At 50.1% G+C, this 18,147-nt stretch carries 20 protein-coding genes and 1 tRNA gene; 6 read left to right on the top strand and 15 right to left on the bottom strand.

The window, feature by feature from the left end:
- The 5 genes from guaB to rplU all read right to left on the bottom strand — a co-directional run bounded on the left by guaB (position 1) and on the right by rplU (position 4,424).
- Complete coding sequence (gene guaB / locus HO274_RS09925) at positions 1 to 1,461, bottom strand: IMP dehydrogenase (protein ID WP_031595403.1); 1,461 nt, start codon at positions 1,459 to 1,461, stop codon at positions 1 to 3.
- Between the two features lie 55 nt (positions 1,462 to 1,516).
- Complete coding sequence (gene proB / locus HO274_RS09920; RefSeq protein WP_031595405.1) at positions 1,517 to 2,641, bottom strand: glutamate 5-kinase; 1,125 nt, start codon at positions 2,639 to 2,641, stop codon at positions 1,517 to 1,519.
- Complete coding sequence (cgtA, locus tag HO274_RS09915; RefSeq protein WP_051861815.1) at positions 2,638 to 3,765, bottom strand: Obg family GTPase CgtA; 1,128 nt, start codon at positions 3,763 to 3,765, stop codon at positions 2,638 to 2,640. Before cgtA ends, proB begins: the two co-directional genes overlap by 4 nt.
- Positions 3,766 to 3,827: 62 nt before the next feature.
- A complete protein-coding gene (gene rpmA, locus HO274_RS09910) occupies positions 3,828 to 4,097 on the bottom strand; it encodes a 50S ribosomal protein L27 (RefSeq protein ID WP_031595408.1) in 270 nt (89 codons plus the stop codon).
- 9 nt (positions 4,098 to 4,106) lie between these two features.
- Positions 4,107 to 4,424 (bottom strand): 50S ribosomal protein L21, encoded by a 318-nt coding sequence (gene rplU, locus HO274_RS09905; RefSeq protein ID WP_031595410.1) that lies wholly within the window; start codon positions 4,422 to 4,424, stop codon positions 4,107 to 4,109.
- Positions 4,425 to 4,681: 257 nt separating this feature from the next.
- On the opposite strand from rplU, the gene HO274_RS09900 reads away from it, so the two are divergent.
- Complete coding sequence (locus HO274_RS09900; RefSeq protein WP_273119207.1) at positions 4,682 to 4,909, top strand: hypothetical protein; 228 nt, start codon at positions 4,682 to 4,684, stop codon at positions 4,907 to 4,909.
- Positions 4,910 to 5,084: 175 nt separating this feature from the next.
- Here the strand turns inward: HO274_RS09900 and HO274_RS09895 are convergent, their stop codons facing one another.
- Together HO274_RS09895 and HO274_RS09890 are read right to left on the bottom strand one after the other, a co-directional pair.
- Complete coding sequence (locus tag HO274_RS09895) at positions 5,085 to 6,344, bottom strand: integrase catalytic domain-containing protein (RefSeq protein WP_273119204.1); 1,260 nt, start codon at positions 6,342 to 6,344, stop codon at positions 5,085 to 5,087.
- Between the two features lie 566 nt (positions 6,345 to 6,910).
- Complete coding sequence (locus tag HO274_RS09890) at positions 6,911 to 7,357, bottom strand: plastocyanin/azurin family copper-binding protein (protein ID WP_031595414.1); 447 nt, start codon at positions 7,355 to 7,357, stop codon at positions 6,911 to 6,913.
- Between the two features lie 156 nt (positions 7,358 to 7,513).
- Here HO274_RS09890 and HO274_RS09885 point away from each other — a divergent pair, with 156 nt between their 5' ends.
- Genes HO274_RS09885 through HO274_RS13685 form a run of 3 tightly spaced genes read left to right on the top strand, consistent with a single transcriptional unit; the run spans position 7,514 to position 8,552 of the window.
- Positions 7,514 to 7,738 carry a hypothetical protein gene (locus tag HO274_RS09885; protein WP_031595416.1) on the top strand — a complete coding sequence of 75 codons (225 nt, stop codon included), beginning with the start codon at positions 7,514 to 7,516 and terminating at the stop codon, positions 7,736 to 7,738.
- A 56-nt stretch (positions 7,739 to 7,794) separates the two neighbouring features.
- Positions 7,795 to 8,040, top strand: coding sequence for a hypothetical protein (locus HO274_RS09880; RefSeq protein WP_031595418.1), 246 nt, complete (start codon positions 7,795 to 7,797; stop codon positions 8,038 to 8,040).
- Between the two features lie 41 nt (positions 8,041 to 8,081).
- Positions 8,082 to 8,552 carry a Smr/MutS family protein gene (locus HO274_RS13685; protein ID WP_035416950.1) on the top strand — a complete coding sequence of 157 codons (471 nt, stop codon included), beginning with the start codon at positions 8,082 to 8,084 and terminating at the stop codon, positions 8,550 to 8,552.
- A 628-nt stretch (positions 8,553 to 9,180) separates the two neighbouring features.
- Here HO274_RS13685 and HO274_RS09875 read toward each other — a convergent pair.
- Positions 9,181 to 9,888, bottom strand: coding sequence for a hypothetical protein (locus HO274_RS09875; protein WP_273119201.1), 708 nt, complete (start codon positions 9,886 to 9,888; stop codon positions 9,181 to 9,183).
- 193 nt (positions 9,889 to 10,081) lie between these two features.
- Between HO274_RS09875 and HO274_RS09870 the strand changes: the two genes are divergently transcribed.
- A complete protein-coding gene (locus tag HO274_RS09870; protein ID WP_273119200.1) occupies positions 10,082 to 11,038 on the top strand; it encodes an IS1595 family transposase in 957 nt (318 codons plus the stop codon).
- Here HO274_RS09870 and HO274_RS09865 read toward each other — a convergent pair whose 3' ends face one another.
- The 4 genes from HO274_RS09865 to HO274_RS09850 all read right to left on the bottom strand — a co-directional run bounded on the left by HO274_RS09865 (position 11,039) and on the right by HO274_RS09850 (position 15,489).
- Positions 11,039 to 13,174, bottom strand: coding sequence for a bifunctional diguanylate cyclase/phosphodiesterase (locus HO274_RS09865; protein WP_273119197.1), 2,136 nt, complete (start codon positions 13,172 to 13,174; stop codon positions 11,039 to 11,041).
- A complete protein-coding gene (locus HO274_RS09860) occupies positions 13,146 to 14,330 on the bottom strand; it encodes an S-methyl thiohydantoin desulfurase domain-containing protein (RefSeq protein ID WP_273119195.1) in 1,185 nt (394 codons plus the stop codon). The genes HO274_RS09865 and HO274_RS09860 overlap by 29 nt, the downstream gene beginning before the upstream one ends.
- Before the next feature lie 500 nt (positions 14,331 to 14,830).
- On the bottom strand, positions 14,831 to 15,235 hold the full coding sequence (locus tag HO274_RS09855) for a type II toxin-antitoxin system VapC family toxin (RefSeq protein ID WP_031595429.1): 405 nt from the start codon (positions 15,233 to 15,235) through the stop codon (positions 14,831 to 14,833).
- Positions 15,235 to 15,489, bottom strand: a complete 255-nt coding sequence (locus HO274_RS09850) for a type II toxin-antitoxin system Phd/YefM family antitoxin (RefSeq protein WP_031595431.1) — start codon at positions 15,487 to 15,489, stop codon at positions 15,235 to 15,237. The genes HO274_RS09855 and HO274_RS09850 overlap by 1 nt, the downstream gene beginning before the upstream one ends.
- 287 nt (positions 15,490 to 15,776) lie before the next feature.
- Between HO274_RS09850 and HO274_RS09845 the strand changes: the two genes are divergently transcribed.
- Positions 15,777 to 16,478, top strand: a complete 702-nt coding sequence (locus HO274_RS09845) for a hypothetical protein (RefSeq protein WP_273119189.1) — start codon at positions 15,777 to 15,779, stop codon at positions 16,476 to 16,478.
- Between the two features lie 47 nt (positions 16,479 to 16,525).
- On the opposite strand, the gene HO274_RS09840 is transcribed toward HO274_RS09845, so the two are convergent.
- The 3 genes from HO274_RS09840 to pal form a co-directional block, all read right to left on the bottom strand.
- Positions 16,526 to 16,601, bottom strand: a tRNA-Lys gene (locus HO274_RS09840).
- Between the two features lie 47 nt (positions 16,602 to 16,648).
- The gene (gene ybgF / locus HO274_RS09835; RefSeq protein ID WP_273119187.1) at positions 16,649 to 17,533 is read right to left on the bottom strand and encodes a tol-pal system protein YbgF; all 885 of its coding nucleotides are present in this window, start codon (positions 17,531 to 17,533) and stop codon (positions 16,649 to 16,651) included.
- Positions 17,534 to 17,600: 67 nt separating this feature from the next.
- Positions 17,601 to 18,125, bottom strand: a complete 525-nt coding sequence (pal, locus tag HO274_RS09830) for a peptidoglycan-associated lipoprotein Pal (protein WP_031595435.1) — start codon at positions 18,123 to 18,125, stop codon at positions 17,601 to 17,603.
- Between the last annotated feature and the right edge of the window lie 22 nt (positions 18,126 to 18,147).

The raw sequence follows: 18,147 nt of genomic DNA, 5'->3' as shown, positions 1-18,147 counted from the left end.
TCAATCTATATGGTAATTGGGTGCTTCTTTGGTGATGTGGACGTCATGAACATGGGACTCACGCATTCCGGCATAGGATATTTCCACAAACTCTGCGCGTTGATGAACTTCGTCAATGGTATGACAGCCCAGATAGCCCATGCTGGCCCGTACGCCTCCCATCAACTGATGAATCACCACCGAGACTGGCCCCTTGTAGGGAACGCGCCCTTCAACGCCTTCGGGAACCAACTTGTCAGCGTTGATCTCTTCTTCCTGAAAATACCGATCACTGGACCCCTGCTGCATCGCTCCCAAAGACCCCATACCTCGATAAGATTTGTAGGAACGCCCCTGAAACAATTCGGTTTCGCCTGGTGCCTCTTCAGTGCCCGCAAACAGTCCTCCAATCATCACTGTATTTGCCCCGGCAGCCAGGGCCTTGGCCACATCTCCTGAAAAACGGATGCCGCCATCGGCAATACAGGGTACCCCCGTTCCTTCCAAAGCAGTCGCCACGTTATGAACTGCTGTAATCTGAGGAATGCCGACTCCCGCAACGATACGAGTAGTACAAATAGAACCTGGGCCTATCCCCACCTTGACGCCGTCGGCACCATGATCCACAAGTGCCAGGGCCGCTGCAGCGGTGGCAACATTGCCGCCAATCACTTCCATATGGGGATAATGGCGCTTGATCCAACGGACCCGATCCAGGACCCCCTGGCTATGCCCATGGGCCGTATCTACGACCAACACATCAACCCCTGCCTCGATCAGAGCCGCAACCCGCTCTTCTGTACCTTCCCCTACGCCAACGGCAGCCCCAACTCTCAAACGTCCAGCGGAATCCTTGGCTGCCAGGGGATGCTCGCTGGATTTGAGAATATCTTTCACGGTAATCAAACCGCGCAATTCGAATTGATCATTAACGACCAACACTCGTTCCAATCGATGTTGATGCATCAATTTCATGGCTTCGTCACGCGTTGCACCTTCGCGCACCGTCACCAAACGCTCTCGCGGCGTCATCACCGCGCTCACCGGTTGATCCAGGCGGCTTTCGAAACGCAGGTCCCGATTGGTCACAATACCCACTACCCGTCCATTTTCCACCACTGGCAAACCCGAAATACGATGCTGGCGAGTGCGTTGAACCACCTCCCTTACCGGCATGTCCGGAGTGATGGTGATTGGATCTCGCACCACTCCGGATTCGAAACGTTTGACCTTGGCCACTTCGGCAGCCTGCTGCTCAATGGAAAGATTTTTGTGAAGAATCCCGATTCCTCCTTCTTGAGCCAGAGCAATGGCCAGACGCGCTTCGGTGACTGTATCCATGGCGGAGGACAAGAGAGGGATATTCAGGGTGATTCCACGGGACAACTGCGTCGTTAAGGTGACTTCCCGCGGCAATACCTGTGAATGGGCCGGTACGAGTAAAACATCATCAAAAGTCAGTGCTTTTTCAACCACGCGCATGACCTGCCTCCCGTGCAAAAGCGCATTATACGCCAGTCCTCTATTCTTCTGGCGTCTACCCCTGCAGCAAAACCAGATTATCCCGATGAATCAATTCGGGTTCATCCACATAACCCAGCACGTTTTCAATGCTCTCTGTCGGCTGCCCCAGAATTTTGGTGGTTTCCCGAGCAGAATAATTCACCAACCCCCGAGCGACTTCCTTGCCTTCCTTGTCCAGGCAACTGACCAACTCTCCGCGTTCAAACGCTCCTTGCAAACCTGTCACTCCCACGGGCAGCAAACTTTTTTGTTCCTGGCATAGAGCCGTAACTGCCCCCTCATCCAGCATCAAACTGCCCCGCACCGGCAAGGCATCACCCAACCATTGCTTGCGTGCCGTCAAAGCAGGAAGGCTGGCCAGCAATTGGGTACCAATACTCTCTCCACTTGCCAATCGATTCAAAACGTTGGGTTCTCTTCCCCAAACGATGGCCGTATGTGCACCACTGCGTGCTGCCCGTTTGGCGGCCAAAACTTTCGTGAGCATTCCACCACGCCCCAGAATTGAACCCGCACCACCCGCCATGGTTTCGAGGTTCGGATCTCCTGCCTTTGCTTCGCCAATCAAGGTTGCGTTGGGATTCTTGCGCGGATCAGCCGTAAAAAGTCCGGCTTGATCCGTGAGGATTACCAATCCATCGGCTTCGATCAATTGGGTCACCAACGAACCCAAAGTGTCATTGTCCCCCACCTTGATTTCATCCGTTGCCACGGTATCGTTTTCATTGATAATGGGAACGACCCCCCAGCCTAACAAAGTGGACAGGGTGGATCGGGCGTTCAAATAACGTTCGCGCGAAGCCAGATCGGCCCGCGTCAACAAAATCTGGGCCGTACCGACGTCATAGGACCGAAAACAAGTTTCCCACCCCTGGATCAAACCCATCTGTCCCACGGCGGCGGCGGCTTGCAGTTCATGTAAAGCCTTGGGTCGATCATTCAATCCCAGACGTCGCATCCCTTCGGCCACTGCCCCTGAAGAAACCAGCACCACAGATTTCCCTGTTTTACGCAGGAACTGGATTTGCTCCGCCCAACCTTGCATGGCTTCGTGATCCAAACCTCGCCCCTCATTGGTCAACAGACTGCTGCCAATTTTGATGACCAAACGGTGTGCTGTGCGCACAAAGGAAGTCATTTTTTGCTCTCTGAGGAATTAGATGTGTCCTGGTCCAGACCTGGCTCAGCACCCAGAACAGGGGTGTCGCTTATCAAATCATCGCGCGCAGATTCATCGATTTCCGGATTCTGTGCTTTCATTTCCTGAAGATACCCCATGATCGCAAAACACAGTTCCCGACATCCTTCTCCCGTCAGTGCCGACAATTCAAAGAACTGTCGAGGCCCTAAAGACTGCTCAAAAAGCGCCCGGACTTCAGAACGCGCCTCTTCAGAAAGCATATCCATCTTGTTGAGGAGAATCCAGCGCGGCTTGGCATGAAGCGCCCCATCATATTTGAGCAATTCATTGCTCAAGGCTTGAGCCTGTCCCACCAGATCTATTTCTTCATCGAGCGGTGCACAATCCACCAGATGCAACAATAAACGGGTGCGCGTCAGATGGCGCAAAAATTGATGCCCCAATCCGGCACCTTCCGCCGCGCCTTCGATCAAACCCGGGATATCCGCTATCACAAAACTACGCGCATCATCCACTCGAACCACCCCAAGGTGGGGTTGAAGCGTGGTGAAGGGGTAGTCAGCCACTTTAGGACGTGCCGCAGAAACCGCACGAATAAACGTTGATTTACCCGCGTTGGGATACCCCAGCAGACCTATGTCTGCCAACACCTTGAGTTCAAGTTGTAATTCTTTTTCCTCGCCGGCTTCACCCTTGGTGAACTGACGGGGAGCACGGTTGGTGCTGGACTTGAAGTGCAAATTACCAAGGCCGCCCTGTCCTCCCTGCGCCAAAATCACCTGCTGACCATGCTGCGTCAGATCTGCCACGATGGCACCTGTTTCAACTTCCCGAATCAGGGTTCCCACGGGCATGCGGAGCATCACATCCGGCGCTCCCCGCCCATTGCAATCCGAACCACGACCAGATTCACCACTTTTAGCCCGGTGGATACGCGCGAAACGATAGTCCACAAGGGTGTTGATATTACGATCAGCCACCGCAATGACACTACCCCCGCGCCCACCATCACCGCCATCGGGCCCTCCCCTGGGAACATACTTCTCGCGCCGAAAACTGGCAGAACCGTCCCCACCTTTTCCGGCATGAATTTGGATCAGTGCTTCATCAATGAATTTCATATCAATAAAAAAGCCCTATCACAACGGATAGGGCTTTATTTTCCTGTAATCGCAATGGCCGATCAAGCAACGCTGGCCAAGGGTTCAATGATGACGATCTTGTCGTTAAGCGGTCCCTTGTTGCGGAATACCACATGTCCTTCCACCTTGGCAAATAGGGTATGATCTTTCCCCATGCCAACGTTGGTCCCTGGGTGAATGCGTGTACCCCGTTGCCGCACAATGATGCTCCCTGCGCTGACAAGTTGCCCACCATAGGCCTTGACCCCCAAACGTTTCGACTCGGAATCACGTCCATTGCGGGAACTCCCGCCTGCCTTTTTATGTGCCATGTTTTAACCTCAAACTGCTGTCGTAATGGAACCGATTTGCAGTTCCGTATAATTCTGCCGATGTCCCTGATGTTTTTGGTAGTGCTTGCGGCGACGCATTTTAAAGATACGCACCTTGTCATGACGACCATGACTAACCACCGTTGCCACAACCTTTGCCCCCTCTACCAAAGGGCGCCCGACGCACAAGGTTTCACCATCTGCAACCATCAGTACCTGATCGAGACCTATCTCAGAGCCAACTTCTGCTTCAATTCGCTCTACTTTCAACTTCTCTCCGGACTGAACGCGATATTGCTTACCGCCCGTCTTGATGACCGCATACATGGGATTCACCTTGATAAATTCACAGAACATGGAATTTTAATCCCATACATCCATCCTGTCAAGCAATCGCTTTAAACCCCAAACTGGCCCCATGATTCTGCAGATTGGTTGACAACGATGTAAGAAATCCATTGAGGGTCGCTTGACCCTGTGTCGCTCCAAAAGTAGACAGCAGGTTGTGAAACTCCTGTTGCAAAGCTCCGTGAGACGGAACATTCGCAACTCCAGCTTGCCCCCCGATCACTGAGGAGGTCGACATGGAAGATGGATTCGCCGTAGAAAGCGTCTGGATCAAACCACTCAGGCGGTTTTCCAGAGAGCCTGGAGCAGAGAGGTACCCAGTCGATACCGGTCCCTGCACTGCACCGCTCGGTTTTGCGGTATTCGTTGAAACCGCATTATTTGCTCCATACAAGGATGAGAAGAGCGCCTGCACGAAGACGTTCAACGCCTGTTCCGGCGATGTCCCAGACGAATGGGAATAGTATTTTCCAATTCAGGTATGAGCCTGAAGCAGTGACGGACTTGGTGATTTGATAGTGCGGGTTGGTCGGGTTTAAAAGTTAAGTTTAATGGAATTATGCTAATCGGTTTTGAGTTTATTTTCTAATGATTTTAGCCTCAAGAATTGGTGCTTTTTCGGTGTCGTTTTCCGATCAGTTACGCCCGGCGTTTTTGTTTTTGAAAGCTTGCAAATAATTCACTCTTGGCGCGTTGCATTTCCTGTGCCGCCGCCAAGTCTGTTTTGGACTTCGCCTGCGCCTGCAATGCGTCCAGAGTGATGCCCTCTTTGAGCGTGACTAAATCCTTCACACTTAACAGCACCAAGCATTCCAGCGGGGTCTTCACATCCTCGTCTTTATAGCGTTTGATGATCTTGCCCTTGGGGCAGATGATCTCGGTCGCAAACATGCACGGGCGGTGAAAATTGAGCCATGGATTAAACGTTTCCTGATAGAACGCATTGATGGGTTGAGCGTACTTTTGGGGGATATGTTCGAAGCCCATGTGCTTGCGCACCACACTGGCATTCTTGCTCTCGGCCAGCGCGTTATCGTTGCTGTGGCGCGAGCGTGATTTGGTTTGCTCGATCCGCAGTTTCTCAAGGATCGCAGCCACCGGGCCATTGATGTACTCAGAGCCGTTGTCCGAGTGGAACCCTCTAATTACAAAAGGAAACTGTTCGATGACCAGTTCCAGTACGGGTAACAAAAATGCCTCGCTAATACCCTGCACGCACGCCTCGACTTGCCATTGGCTCACAGAGTCAACGCAGGTGATGTGATACACGCCCTTGATGCCGTCAAGATCGCCCTGGTGGACGGTGTCGATACGCACAAAACCGACTCTCCCGTTGGGGCGTGGCACTTTGCGTACACCGATGTGATTGCACACCGGATTAGTCTTGGCGAAAACTACCCGCAAGGCTTGATAGCCCGTGCTTTTGCGCAGGTTGTACAGGTGCGAAACCGACAGGCCGACCAGCCGCTCATAGCGCGCGTCGCCATAGACGCCGTAAGCGCGCTGCAAGAGGTGCGCAATGGCCGGGCCGCACACGTCTTCATTGGCCTTGTCCATCTCGGCGAGCAGCGCGATATCGATAGCCGTGTATTTGCGCGCAAAGGGGGCAGCAGGCGCACGGTAGCGTTTGGACAGGGGTACGGTAGCCAAACGGTTTGTGTGCCACTGGGTGACCAAGCGGGTGACTTGCGCGCGGCTGTAGCCGCTGGTGACTTGCAGGTACTTCAGCAGCACACCTTTCTCTCGCTTACCCTGCCTGGGATAGTCAAAGCGCTTGAGCACGCGGCTGATGTGTTCATAGCGTTCGCTGTCGTCACCAGACTTGGTGAATTCAACCTGGAGGCAGCCACTGAGAAATTGCTCAATCTGCTCAATCGTGCAAAGCCGTGTTTCGTTCATGTTGATCATCATCCTTGCAATGATCAACCCACTTCTTCAATCGACCTCAGATTATTCGCTTCAGGCTCATTCCTCGTTGGAAATACAGCCATCCTTCAGGCTCATACCACATTGGATAAGGCTGGAATTTGCAGAACTCGTTGCGGAGGAGGAAGATACGGCAGGGGCTCCCGACTTCGCAGAACCTGCGTCTATGACTTGATGCAAGGACTGTACCACGGAGGACATAAGCGTTCCTCCCGTAAACCCTGATACTGCTGCTCCATGACCCTCCCCTTCTCCACGACTGCCTCCGTGTTTTTTGGACAAAGCAGAAGTAAGGACGCTACCCGTAGCAAGCGTTGCTCCGATGCTACCACTCATACCGCTCAATAACGACATGACAACCTCCCACCCTAAACTCTCTCCAAGCGATGATGATAATCTCACACATCAGGTTCCGATAGCCCAAATACCAAAGGTTTTCTATGTCATTTCTTCCAACACAGGATAACGGAGATAACCGGAGGATCCCTCGCCCTCCGAAATTGTCAGAGTGGGGCGAGGAATAAAAGAAAAGGTCCTCTTTACTTGACTAAAGCCAGTTCCTTGGCGAAGCGATCCTTACCGACTGCCATCTTGGCAGATTCTTCTGCTGCTTTTTGCTTGGCTGCCTCAAGATTGACTGGTTTTCCAGCCTGGATCACGGCCACCATACCCAAGGTCTTATGGACAAAACACTCCACCAGATAAACCCCTTCCTTGTCCAGTTTGACTGTGATTTCCGAATCAGGTTGCGCCTTCCAAGGCTTTGCTCCCTCCGGTTCAAAAATGGAGTAACTGGTGTGACCTGCTTTCTGCATGGGCTTGAAAGTAACGGTGTCTCCCACCGCGACCTTGAGAAATGATGGCTCAAAGACCAGTGTTTGTCCATCGCTTCCCTGCGTCATCATCTTGACTTCATGGTCTGCAGACCAGATACTCACACTTAGGCAGGTCAACAACACTGCCAGCGGAATACTTAATTTTTTCATGGCGGTCCCCTCAGATTTATTATGAACGAATCTGTTGTCGACCGATGGGTTGCACGTCTGTCGACAACCCGCGAGGAATGACTCCTCAAACTTTGGAGTATGAAAATAACTTGAAGGTTCGCACAATCAAAAAATATATGAAGGATCCAATATTTTATGCTTGAAACGATCATAGGCCTACTTTTTCTGGGATCCATTGTTTTTGTAGCCACCACTGGAGAACGCAGAACAGACGAAAAAAACGAAAAGGACACCCCGAAAACGGACGAGAAAGATACTCCGAAAGAAGTTCCCCAAGAAACAACGAACAAATCTTCAGAGACCAAGCAAGAAACAGCAAAACCCGATACCACGTCATCAGGGTTAGAAGCGCCTCCCTGAGCCGTCCGGATATTTTGGGATAATGAATACTGACAAAAGAAATGAAACGATGCTGGATGAAGAAAGTTAACGAAGAAAATGCAGGCAAGATCCCGGTTAAACCTCACACAAGGAGTTTCCCGATGAGCAAGGATGAGATAAGAGCGTTATTGTTGGAAGATATCAATAGTTTTCGCCTAAAAGCGAAGTTTTATGAGTCAATTCGATTATCCGAGGCGGCAGACTATGCCAAAGATCTGGCCTCAAATATCGAATTGGCACTCACAACGATGCCTTCGGATAGTGATTCTGAAATTTACTGAGACACCGGACGGGGTGACCACTGAAGGGGTAATAAACTTTTATGAGTCACCCTTTTGAATGCAATCACTGCGGTAACCCCCGAAATCTGTTCTCGACTCCATGCCGGTTTTGCGGTGACACAAATCCACCCCATCCTCATACCGATTACTGGAAGATAAACCTGGAATACGGCTCTCCAAAAGCGGAGGATGCCTTGGTCATTCTGGATCAATCCATTCATGCGTCCATCTGCGTCGGCCTCAAAGCCCTCGTAGTAATCCATGGTTATGGTTCGTCAGGAATGGGAGGTCGTATCAGAAATGCTGTGCGTCATGAACTTCAGAATAACCGCTGGGCAGATTGCATACAGGAATATATCTATTGCGAGCAACTTCACAATCGCGATGCGATCAAAAACAAGATCCGCTTATCCAACCTATTGGAGGCCAGTCTCGTATCTGAAGGGATACTGAATAATTTCGGGAGTACCTTGCTGCTACTTCACCGAGAAAGACTGATAACGACTCAGTGAAAGAAAAAAGCCGCCCGAACGGATGGCTTAACTCTTTTACTTAAATGGTAGGCCGTGCGGGATTCGAACCTGCGACCAACGGATTAAAAGTCCAACCATAGAATCCACTATCCATAAAGGTTTCGACGAGTTTTTGTTTCCGCAAAATAATTGAAAAGAGACGCTCCGATGCCAATAATCACGCGGGGGATTATTCTCTTTGCGGAAAAATTTTGGGTATTCGGAATATGTGGTTGCTTCTTCAGTAGTAACAATAAAGGCTATTTTCAATCTGAGATTGGATTCAATAATTCCACACAAAATCAGGAATTCTGGTTGTTTTGTGCAAAACAAGGTTGCATTCACAGTTGAATATATTCGCCGTTTTGTGCAAGCCAAGGCTGGCAGGCGGAGATCGTAGGTTTGGTGGTTGGCCGCTATCGCCTCATTGCTGCCGGATGAACTGTCATGGGTTCAAAGGCAGGTATCCGAGTTGAGCGGACGCTTGGCGCGTCAACCCACAGACTGGAGTTCGGCCACAACGGACCGTGGAGGTTCGATGAAAAAGTGCTCGGATCAGATTGCGGGAATGTCCGCTTCAGGAAATCTCGAATGTGTACTGTCGAGACAAAGCGGTTATAGAAAGTTATTAGGGAGGTGGTCTAATCCCCACGGTTATTATTGCCACCATTCCCAGGTTAGGGGTCAATTGTATATTTGCGCAAGGAAGTGTCTTTAGAAACACAATAAGAGCCTTGCCAGCTTTGGTTTGGTCGTCAACTTTGCAAATCAACCCAACGGGAACTGGAATTTGTACATTGCCTGTGGCGATTTGCACTTTCCAATTCGCATCGTGCATTAGTTTGGCAATATCCTCGGTGAAAGTCCCCGTTTCTGGATCACCGTTGCCAAGAGGATTCAGACTGATGACTGATCCAGCAAACGGGATCAGTTCCTTTACAAAACGTTTATATAGCGTTGGGTCAACGCGTCTCCATGCAAGTCTTTCTTCAATCTTGACACGAGCCAGTCTTTCCATTTCGGCAGATTCTGTCAAAGCAGCTGCTTCTTTTTCGAGCTTGGCCGTATGCTCATTTGCTTGCGCTGCCTCTTTATTTGCGTTTGCAGCATCCGCTTTTGCTTTTTCAGTTTTCACTTCATTTTCACTAATGCGTTCGTCTTTATACCGATCCAATATGCCAGTGCTACGTATTGCGCCTATTGTGCCAAGCAGCACTAACAGCGCCCCAATCACTAAGGCACCGTTTGATAATGTCAGCATTCCATCTGCGAAGCTCTGAGATACGTCGAATGTACTAATCATTTTTGATATTTTTGTAATCAGCTTATTTGGCATTTTTGGAGTAATAGTCGAAAAAAGATGGGAATTGTCTATTACGCACGCCTTTACTGAGTTTCCATTTATTTTTCGTTTTTAAAGAGTTTTAATTCATGCTTTCTCCTGATTATGTCTCTATCTCAGTCCGCACTGGATAACTGTACAGATATACAGTATTCTGACCTCTTGCGAAAACCGTTTGAGGTGAACCATGGCGATCAACAGTATCCAGTTTCAGAAGGGGTTGTCGATGAGTGAATTCATCGCGCACTATGGGCGTGAGGATCAGTGCGAAGCCGCTTTCATCCAGGCACGCTGGTCGAACGGTTTCTGTTGTCCGCGCTGCCAGGCTCGGACGGCTTCGCAATTCCGCCGCGGCGGCCTGCTGACATGGCAGTGCAGTCATTGCCCACATCAGACCAGCCTGATCTCCGGAACGATGATGGAACACTCCCGACTGCCTTTTACCAAGTGGTTCTTGGCGATCTACTTGATCACGCAGTCGAAGACCAACATCGCAGCGCTCACGCTGCGCCGCCAACTCGGCATCTCGTGGCGGGCCGCCTGGCTGCTCAAGCACAAGATCATGGAAGCCATGCGCCAACGCGAGGCCACAAAGCCCTTGCAGGGCGATGTCCGTATCGATGACGCTTACCTGGGTGGCGAACTGACCGGTGGTCGCGCCGGCCGTGGCTCCGACAACAAAGTGCCGTTCGTCGTGGCCCTGGAAGTGCGCAACGGAAAGCCTATGCGGGTGCGATTCGACCCGGTGAAGAACTTCTCGTTTGCGGCGTTGAAGCCCTGGGCCAGCATTGCACTTGCTCCGGATTGCACCGTGACCTCCGATGGGCTGCTGGGGTTTGAGGTGGTCGAGCGACTGGGCTTTGCGCATCGCGTGGTGATCGCACCCAAAGGCAAGGCGGGCACGGAGATTGAGCCCTTCCGCTGGCTCAATGTGGTGCTGGGCAACCTCAAGACCGCGCTGAGTGGAACACATCACGCCTTTAATTTCCGAAAATACGCCGGTCGATACCTGGCAGAGTCGCAGTATCGATTCAATCGAAGATTCGACCTGGCAGCAATGGTACCAAGACTTGCCGTGGCGCTCATGTATGCAACTCCCTGTTCTGGAAAGAAACTGATGGTGCGCACTGAGATAGAGACATAATCAGGTAAAGTCTTGCTCTTTGAAGACACGCTCAAACTCGTTCACAGGCATCGGGTTTCCGAAGAGATAACCCTGGAAATTAACACATTGATGTTGTATAAGAAAGTCCTTTTGTGCAGTTGTTTCCACTCCTTCCGCAATCACTTCCATGCCAAGGTTATTCCCCATGGCAATGATGGTTTGTACAATAACGGCCGCATCGTTATTTTCGGGTATGTCATGAATAAAACTCTGATCAATTTTAATTTGGTCAAGAGGTAGTTTTTTAAGACTGGATAAAGATGAATGTCCTGTGCCAAAGTCATCCATTGCGAATTTAATGCCTTTTTTCTTGAGCGCCTGCATTTTTTTGATTGTCTCAGAGATGTTGCCCAGCACCATGCTTTCAGTGATTTCCAGCGTAATGCGTGCTGGATTGATATCGACGGACTCAAACACATTGATTATCTTTTTGACAAAGTCTTCCTGTTGAAATTGGCAGACACTGATGTTGACAGACAGATGTAAATTATCTTTTAATGGTCCGTTACCCCATATTTTAAGTTGACGACAGACAGATTTCATGACTTGCAAACCGATCGGAATAATCAAGCCGGTTTCCTCTGCAATGGGAATAAAATCATCAGGAAGAATCATTCCATGAACGGGATGCTGCCAGCGAAGCAATACTTCGGCACCAACAATCCTGCCGGTACTATTTACTTGTGGCTGATAATAAAGTTCAAACTGTTGTCGAGACAATGCGTGTTTTATCGACTCTTCCAGGGAAGATCGGTTCTCGATAGCAGTCTGCATATCAAGATCAAAGAACCGAATAGTGTTACGGCCAGCTTTTTTAGCCTGATACATGGCGATATCAGCACGTTTCATCAGTTCATCAATAGAAAATTGATTCCCGGAGAATATGACAATGCCAATGCTTGGTGTGATATGGCGATTATGATTGGCGAGTTGGTAAGGCTGATTGAGAATGGTCAGAATTTTCTTATTAATGGTCTCAACCTGAAATTCGGCCTCTTGTATATGATTGCTTAAATTTTCCAGAATAATCACAAACTCATCGCCTCCCATCCGAGCGACGGTATCTTCCTGCCGCATACATGCGGTGAGTCGTTGAGCAGTTTGTTTCAACAATAAGTCACCGATATCATGACCCAGCGTATCGTTCAGAGTTTTGAAATTATCCAGGTCAATGAAAATCAAAGCATTATGCAGGCTACTACGCGTGCTGGAGGCCAGTGTATGCTGTAGTCGGTCGATAAGAAGCCGACGATTCGGCAGGCCAGTCAGGGAATCGTAGAAAGCCATTTCATTAATCTTCTGGCGTTGTATATTCAACTCGGAGATATCGCGTCCCACTCCCATGACCGTAACAATTGAGCCGGATGAATCATGCTCTGCCGTCAGCCGGATATGATTACAGAGTTCCTTTCCAGTACGACTTTTTATATTCAATTCGAACTCGATGTCTCGACCCGTTTCAAATACCTCCTGGATCTTTGCTTCATAATCAACGTAATCCTGGCTTCCAGGAAATTCAGAAGGTTTCTTTCCCAGCAAAACTTTTTCGCCACCCTCTATCAGTGTGGATAACGCCAGATTGACATATATACGACGGCACTCACGATCGTAGCGAGCGATGGTATCGGGGGAGTTTTCCACCAATGTTCTCCATACCTGCCCACGAACAGCAAGCATTTCCTCATTGCGCTTTCTGTCATCGATATTAAATGTTACGCCGATAAAACGTCTGCCACTGTTATTTTCATCGCGATCCATGATTTTGCCGTAGTTGGCATACCAGACCCATGCACCGCTCTTGGAAAGAACCCTGAATTCACAACGGTATTGCGTTGCAATACCCCTTAAATGATTATTGATAGCGGTTTTAATCAGAGGAATATCTTCGGGATGGACGATTTTAAAAACATCGTCCATGAAGGAGAGTGATTCTTCTTCGCCATAACCGAGTTCAGTGAAGACTTTGCTCGTCTTGCAGATTACTTCACCGGTAACCAGATCGTTTTCCCAAAGATCCAGACCGGCGGCTTCCAGGGCAAGTTCCAGACGTTCCTTATTGGCATCCTGTTCAGACATGGCTGCAACCTCAAACAGAGTAAGGGAGCGCGCCAGCATAGCCGATATCGCGCAGCAATCTGCCGAATGAAGTCATGACTCCCGCAGCACTATAGAGTTTGGAAGCGGCCTCGACTTTGATGATACTGACAGTGTAGCCTGTGCTCCTGCCTGTGCGTGTATCAAAATATACTGCCAGATCATTCGTGGCATTGGAGAAGCCAAGACCCGTGGTTTCCGAGTAGTAGCAGATTGAATCCGGCGCAATAATGTCAGGCATGTTGCTCAGACTCGAATACATGATCAGATTTTCATTCAGATTATAGATGTAGTGCGTTTCAGTGCTTTTTGCTTGATCAGGGTTATTGTCGAGGCGGATGATTCCTGCATCGAGCGATGCACTGGTGGTTGATTGCGTAACCGCAGTGATATAAAAATTGTTCAGCGTCGCTGTCGCAGTGCGTCCGGTAATGCCTGCGATCTGCAGCGCAACCTCGGCAGTTGAGGGTGGCGTGGAGGCACTTGACAAAAATTTCCCAAATGCCCATGTCTGCGACAATGTTTCGGCTATGTAACCGCCTGTCAAAGCGTAATCATTGATTGAATTGGACGGCCAAAGCGCGATTCCGGCATAACTGCCGAAAACGGAAACGATACCGCCCGCCAGTGTTTCGATTTGGGCGGCAGTTGCCGCATTCAATAGGGAGGACTGTAAAGTTGGTGTCGCTTCGGCATTATTAGCCAAGGCGCACGGGCCCGCAGCAAGCGTGACACTACCGCCATACGTGGTTTGTGGCAGTTCCGGTACGGCTCGCCCGGCGCCGTCTCCATTGACGACCCAAATAGCCTTATTGGAAATGGCTGCGGCGATGAGAGGAACAATCGAATTGATTGGTCCAATTTCACCTGGAATAACACATCCCAGAACTGTTCCAGTCGCACTCTCAAAGGTGTTGAGGGTATTAACTATCGAATATTTAATATCTGCAAGTGTCAGACTGTCTGCGACATCGGGTGACCCCATCATCGCCAGCACACAGCAATTTGTCGATCCATCGTAGTCTCTCACTTGAACAGAACCCTGCCAGCCACACCCTGCAAGTTCTTCTATCACAGTGACCGCATTACTATAACTACCGCCCCCACCACTTCCAAGAACAGCAGCACCGGCAGCAATGCATTGAAAATCGGTGATTCCAAATTTATAAATAGTCATGATTTCCAGAGATTATTCACATATGTCAACGATGAGGAACAGACGCTCTGCCGGATATTATGTTACAAGCCACATGAGCGCGATCAATCTATTTGAGGGTTGTTTGGGCGGTTTTTTGCAAAATAGATGAGGGTATGGGGGTTGAGCGCCCTCAAAGAACTTGACTGGCAAGTCTTTGGTTTCCCAACAAAAGCCCATCCCATTATGTGCCAAACCATCCTTCAGAATCCATCCTTTTTCAAATTTCTGTTGCATATCGATCAGGATCGGCGTCTTTCAGGGAAGATATCGCGTCACCGAAATAAAATCATTTTCGTCTCGAATGTCGGAAATGCGTACCGTAGTTGTCGTTCAAGCAGCATGCTCTCAATGACCGTTCAGGCCGAGCAGTGTGAATTGGCCTTCCGACCGGTTCCGAAATACAGCAGTCGTTCAAATGACAGCGCAGCTGGGTGGATGTGTGACCGCAATAGGTTCTTTGCTGCCCGATAAGCTTAACACTAATCCCCGAACGGGTTGAATAGCGGCACGTTGAAGCGTTCAAAATCACGAGTGTTTCTTGTAACGACCGTGAGTTTATGTACAATTGCAGTGGCTGCAATCATGGCATCCTCATAAACAGTATTCGATTGTCGATGCATCAGTTTCGCCCAAACTCGAAACGTTGACGCATCCATCGGCAGCACATTATAAGTGGCGGATGCCTGATCGGCCCATACCTCAATTTCCACTGCCTTGATTACATCCTGATCCCGTGTAATCTCGATGCCAGCCTGTATCTCACCGAGTGTCACCGCACTGAGATGCAGGTCAGCATCGGCTACCGATTCAATCCATGCCACCACAGCACCGTGCGGACGAATCTTGCGGAGCTCAGAAACAATATTAGTATCAAGCAGAAACATTACAGAACTGCAGCAGGGCGACGCTTGGCTAGTTTGCGATGAGGCAATTTCAGGTCAACACGCCCAATGTCAGAAAGCAGCAAGGACTTGAGAGAAGGTAGCGCTGAATTGCTCAGTCGTTTCCATTCGGTGATGGGAACAAGAACAGCAGTTTCCGCCCCGCGCCGGGTGACCAGTTGCGGCCCCTCGTTGACACAGGCATCCAGTAACTCGCTGAAACGAGCTTTTGCATCTTGTACAGGCCATGTGTTCATGATTGCACCCCATAAGACTAGTCAGATGACCAGTTTAAATCAGTTGCAAAGGATAATCAACCACTGTTTTGACTGGCGTGCTGACATGTTAGTGAAGTCATGCCGTGGCTAATTTATCAGGTGCAGGGAACGACAACGAGGCAGCCTAAACTTTAGTTTTCTTGGTTTATCTTGTTATTTCGCTGCGCCATAATGGCCATTCTTGTATGACTTCTCTTGGCCGAACAGTGAGCCTTCCCACCAGTACACCTGACCGTCCGGAAATGGCACGATGCGGATGATGATTTTTGACTTTGCCCCAAATTTACTGCCATGACCAATGGGATGTCCATGAGTCTCGCCCATGCTCTGGTACTGGCCATTTGAATTCCTGGTGCGGTACTGGAATACGCCCACCAGTCATTGGACATGGCCAAAATAATATCGGGCCGTTGTGCCATGGCCGCGCCCGCTTTTTGAAGCCAGGAATTCAGTGCCAGGCGATAACCAAACTCCAGAGGTTTGCCATCAATCCCGGTGGACAGGACTTCACTAGGCTTCTCGCAATCTCACCACCGTTCAAGAAAGACTATTTCATCCTTGACCGGTGTATGCGAGAACTTGAAATAGAATTCGGCTATGGGCGGGCAAACGGCCCCTACATCACCCTTGATACCAAGGAAGGTCCAAAAATTATCCGGATGAGCCGAGCTGAACGACGGGAGCGGGGGCTGCTCAAGGAAGATGGTGCGCGTATCAGTGAACGGGCGCGTCGCGCTGAAATAAATATCGGGGACGATCATTCGTTTCAGTCATGGGCATCCAAGGAACCGGCGCAGGATCTCAAGAAGGTTCTGCAACAGCCTGAAGTGACCTGGCAGGATGCGCATCACTGTCTCGCACAGCATGGCGTTTCGATCCAGCCGAAAGGATCAGGAATGATCGTGACTACGACAAAACCACAACCGAGACCAAGTAGGGGAGCAATAGGCTCCCTTACTTTTCATTAATTGCGGAAACTTAATTTCTTTGAACTATCTGTAACCACTTGATTTATTGGTAGGCCGTGCGGGATTCGAACCTGCGACCAACGGATTAAAAGTCCGCTGCTCTACCAACTGAGCTAACGGCCCAAACTGACAAACGTAGCACGGCATTATCACCCAAAAAACCAATGCTGTCAATGCTGACGAAGACGGGCCTTGGCTTTCTGCGCAGCCGAACTGTCTGGATACTTGGCGATGATCATCTTCCATGTGGCTTTTGCTGTAGCAGGTTCCCCTAACCCCAACCAAGCTGCCGCAAGATTCAGCAACCCATCAGGGGTCTTGGCCGAGTCCGGAAAAGACTTGTAAAGGTGTTGATTGGTTGCACGAGCCCCTTTGTAATCCTTGAGTAATAACTGATTCATTCCGATCCAGTAGAGCGCATTGGGCACTTTGTCGTCGTCAGGATTGGACTTCACAAAGGCTTCGAACAACTTCCGGGATTTTACGTAATTTCCCGCATTGAATACAGATAGAGCCGCATCATAGTCCGCAGAGGGCGTTTTGGCATCAGATGCATTCTCTGGTTTTGACCCATTATCTGCCACCGCCAGAGAATTCTTCCCGCTTTCTGCTGTACCTGCAGAGGGGACAGCACCCTCTTTTCCGTTCGCCACACCTGGGGAACCAGAAACCGATCCGGCCCCTTCAGGTTTGGGCAAAACAGTTTCCACGGCCTTGAGACGAGAATCCAGATCCATGTACAAGTCATGAAAACGCTTGTCTTCCACGTCCAGTTGATTGGCCAGGCTGTCGATACGTCCCCGTATCTGGGCCAGATCCTGACTCATGCTGTCCAAACGCATGACCAGATCCGGATAGCCTTGAAGCGCAGTTTCCATGCGCGTGACTCGCTCATCCATCGTCTGTTGTTGGCGACTCAAGACGGTTTGCTGGCTCTTGAGGTCTGCCACGCCCTGCCGGGCCTCTTCATCGGACAAAAGGCTCGCACGAACATGGCCTGCGCAAAGCAGACTCAGAACCAGTAGAAAATACGAGGATTTGAAGGTGGTTTTCATGGTCACCAGAAATGGAAAACCCGACGAGGTGGTAATACTCTCGCCGGGCAATGGTTACGAATAAAAATTACTCGCCTTGGTAAACGATATCCGTGCGGCGGTTCTCTGCCCAGGCGGCGGCATTATGCCCAGGATTGACAGGCTTTTCCTTGCCAAAACTGACCGTTTCAATCTGGCTATCCTTCACTCCCTTGGCCATCAGGATCTTGCGCACGCTGTCGGCACGACGCTGTCCCAGGCCCAGATTGTATTCACGGCTGCCACGCTCGTCACAGTTCCCTTGCAGGGTGACCTTGGCATCCCCATGGGACAGCAAAAAATCGCCATGGGCATCAACCACGGGCATGAATTCATCCGTGACTGTGTACTTGTCGAAAGCATAATGAATGGTCCGTTGACCCAACGCCCCCCCCACCCCCTTGGCAGGATACAAAGAAACCGTGACCGGTTCTTTGGCCATGGGCTGCGCAGGAACCACAGCCACGGGCGCAGCGGTTTTCTGTGCCACGGGCGCGCTGGTTTCCTCGGTTGGAGTGGAACTACAGGCAGCCAGAACACTGGTAACAGCCAATGCGAGAAGAGCTTTTTTCATGATTATCCTTGTTAAGAAAATG

This window comes from Ferrovum myxofaciens (genome assembly GCF_013181415.1).
In the GTDB taxonomy this organism is placed as follows: Bacteria; Pseudomonadota; Gammaproteobacteria; order Burkholderiales; family Ferrovaceae; genus Ferrovum; species Ferrovum myxofaciens.
The sequence above is the reverse complement of the archived record's forward strand: the minus strand, read 5'-3'. Positions and strand labels throughout refer to the sequence as shown.